Below are 2,879 nucleotides of genomic sequence, written 5' to 3'. Positions count from 1 at the left end.
ACGTGTTTTCTATAGATTGCAATTGATAGGATCAAAGCCAGTAATATACAACCAATAATCATTACTTTCTTTTTCATAGGATTACCCACATAAAAGCGTTATAAGACTATGTAGAACAACTCCAACTACAGTACCGATTCCAACAATCTTCTTAAAAGTTGAAACAACCCATAACCACACACTAGTAATTTCTTCCAGGAAATAGATTCCTGCTTTTCTTATTGCGTGATTTAATTATTCTATTTCTTATAATTTAAATAAACCGCATATACAATAATCACAACTGCCTGAACAATATATGTAGTAAAAGTAATATTGCACATAAAACTTATGATTAAATCCTCTATAGCTGTTACAGCTAATATAATGCCAATAGGATGTTCATCCTTCTCTTTTAACCGTTTAATACCCCATCCAAACACTCCAAAATCAATGATATAAAAAATTAAATCTACGATATTATTCGAAAGTGCTATCGATACTGCAGATGTATTCATTGCAGGAATAATCATAGAACAAAAAAATAAAACTAGATAATGAGTGTATCTATTTGTATCATCCATAAAAATATCTCCTAAATTATTGGTACTAGTATCCGTCCTTATATCTTTACAGATTCTTTTAGGTTTAAATAAACTTCAGCGTTTGTAGCTTCTGGATATGGCAACACAAATAGAATACCAATTCCACAACAAATCAAGCCTAGAATGATCCATCCTAAAAATGATAAATCTAAGACAAATAAATCCATCTTTTGTCCAGTCGTCATTTGTTTGGACAAAGAAAAGGCTTCATCTGTAGTAATATTAGGATTTTCTGCCAACAGATATGGAATCATAGAATATTCATAAGCCTTAATAAATCCAGGCACTATGAATAGGAATAGCCATAGTAATATTTTTAAATTCATCAAAAACATGATTTTTACTACATTTAAATAGTTGCCTTTAAAACCACTAAAGATTTCACCAAGCTCAGGATTTACATCATGGTTCTTGATAAAATATCTACTTTTTCCAACTACAATGACATTACCAATGAAGATAGAAAATAATAATCCTACAATAGATCCCATTGATAAAAATGAAAGGATTGAAGAAAACATACTTGGCAATACATCATCAGGTACAAAATCTTGTACTTCTTGAATAACAGTCACATAATCAGTACTCAATATTCCTGCAATCAGCGTAACTACAAACATCTTCCAATAGTTTCGTTTCATGATTTGTTTAGCTTGTTCTTTAACTTGTTGTCGATTCCACATATTATTTCACCTTACTTTCTTTATACGTCATTATACTTCTTCCATATATTTTGCCTTAAACGCAATACAACTTCTCTCTTTTCCAAACAAACCCTTTGTTTCCACACGCCCAAGACCATATGCCCAGAATGTAACGGTTTGACCTTCTTTAAAATCAAATTCTTTATTGAAATCAAGCACAGAAACACGAGACTTATCATCAAAGATATTGATCATATATCCTCTAATACCTTTATAATCTACGCGAGCTATGATTTTTCCTGTATATGTCAATTTCTTTCCATACCACTTAGAATGTGTAACCTCCAAATCCGATTGATTAGGCGATTGTGACTCTGCTTTAAAGGATGCTTCATCCACTTCACTGCACTCCACTGAAATCGTACTTTCTAAGCCCTGATATTCAACAGTAACTTCTGAAGTCTTTCCAGCTTCTAATGTGACAGGCTCTTTAACGGTCCATCCTTGTGTAATGAATTCTTTTGTACCATCCTCATAATAGGCCCATACACCAATCTTCGACTTATTATCAATCGTTTCATTCGCTTCTGCAAGACCAGTATATAAGGCTGTCATATTCTCTAGCTTTTCCTGACTAGCCTCTACTTTTTCATTATTTGGCGTTATATTAGAACATCCACACACCAACAATACACTTAGTAATGTCGCTGCATACTTCTTCATAGGTCCACCTCCTTTTCTAATTTCATATCAGTATGTCTGTAATCGTTTTCATACAGTTTTTATTTGTTTTCATTCAAACGTATCATTTGCTGTTTTCCTACGTAAAATACATTAATCAATGAATCGTTCAATACTAAATTTCTATTCAAAAAGTACTGTTACACATGCTGCAACAGCCCATCTTTTATATTGGATTCACTCCAATATGATTATATCCACAATTCCAAAATAATATAGATTACAACTCCAACTATAATACCAATTCCAATCTTCTTCTTATCATTCTTTGCGTAGATCAAATTAAAGATTTCAAATGATAAAAATCCAAGCAGAAAAAATATATTCTTCGTAAAATAGTAAATCAAGAAACACACCACAAATAAGCCTATACAAATCATTCCTTTAGAATATTCCACCATGGATTTATGTCCTTGATTTAATGATTCATTATCCTTATTCAATTTATCAATAATGTTTTTCTGTTTATCATTCATAATCATTACCTATACTTTCTTCGTAACCAAATATAGAAAGCGAGTGCACAAATCACGATTATACCCGCAAGTCCATATTGCACTATTGCCTGTTTATCACCTAATACTCTTCCTAGAAATTGTGCAATTCCATAACTACATAATAAGCATAAAGCTACACACTTCATCCAAAAGCTAGATTCCTTCTTTTCTTTTGGAGTTGTATCTAACAAGTCTTCATCTAAATATTTTTGAAGATCTTCATTCATATCTTCCTGTAATCTTTGAATCAGATTTTTTTTCATATCATTATCTCCAAAACAATGTGGTTTTTAAATAAGATGCATGAAACGCAAATATTAAGAAGATGATCAACAATATGATTTCTCCATAATGGATATATTTTTCTTTGTATCTATGGTCATATAATGGTTTATCCAAATATACACGACCAT

Annotated in this window: 5 protein-coding genes; all 5 read right to left on the bottom strand. The window is 31.4% G+C overall.

The window, feature by feature from the left end:
• Positions 1 to 239: 239 nt before the first annotated feature.
• A complete protein-coding gene (locus tag H8911_RS11925; RefSeq protein WP_186999812.1) occupies positions 240 to 563 on the bottom strand; it encodes a hypothetical protein in 324 nt (107 codons plus the stop codon).
• A gap of 38 nt (positions 564 to 601) precedes the next feature.
• Positions 602 to 1,267 carry a DUF975 family protein gene (locus tag H8911_RS11920; protein WP_186999811.1) on the bottom strand — a complete coding sequence of 222 codons (666 nt, stop codon included), beginning with the start codon at positions 1,265 to 1,267 and terminating at the stop codon, positions 602 to 604.
• Between the two features lie 30 nt (positions 1,268 to 1,297).
• Positions 1,298 to 1,951, bottom strand: a complete 654-nt coding sequence (locus tag H8911_RS11915) for a hypothetical protein (protein ID WP_186999810.1) — start codon at positions 1,949 to 1,951, stop codon at positions 1,298 to 1,300.
• Positions 1,952 to 2,160: 209 nt separating this feature from the next.
• On the bottom strand, positions 2,161 to 2,445 hold the full coding sequence (locus H8911_RS11910; RefSeq protein ID WP_147346781.1) for a hypothetical protein: 285 nt from the start codon (positions 2,443 to 2,445) through the stop codon (positions 2,161 to 2,163).
• A gap of 5 nt (positions 2,446 to 2,450) precedes the next feature.
• Positions 2,451 to 2,729, bottom strand: coding sequence for a hypothetical protein (locus H8911_RS11905; protein ID WP_186999809.1), 279 nt, complete (start codon positions 2,727 to 2,729; stop codon positions 2,451 to 2,453).
• Positions 2,730 to 2,879 lie beyond the last annotated feature (150 nt).

Origin of the sequence: Holdemanella hominis, assembly GCF_014306155.1 — a bacterium.
Lineage (GTDB): Bacteria > Bacillota_I > Bacilli_A > Erysipelotrichales > Erysipelotrichaceae > Holdemanella > Holdemanella hominis.
This window is presented reverse-complemented; position numbering and strand designations above follow the sequence as displayed.

Coding starts and splice junctions, on each gene's coding strand:
- H8911_RS11925 (WP_186999812.1), bottom strand. CDS start 563: ATGGATGATACAAATAGATACACTCATTATCTAGTTTTATTTTTTTGT.
- H8911_RS11920 (WP_186999811.1), bottom strand. CDS start 1,267: ATGTGGAATCGACAACAAGTTAAAGAACAAGCTAAACAAATCATGAAA.
- H8911_RS11915 (WP_186999810.1), bottom strand. CDS start 1,951: ATGAAGAAGTATGCAGCGACATTACTAAGTGTATTGTTGGTGTGTGGA.
- H8911_RS11910 (WP_147346781.1), bottom strand. CDS start 2,445: ATGAATGATAAACAGAAAAACATTATTGATAAATTGAATAAGGATAAT.
- H8911_RS11905 (WP_186999809.1), bottom strand. CDS start 2,729: ATGAAAAAAAATCTGATTCAAAGATTACAGGAAGATATGAATGAAGAT.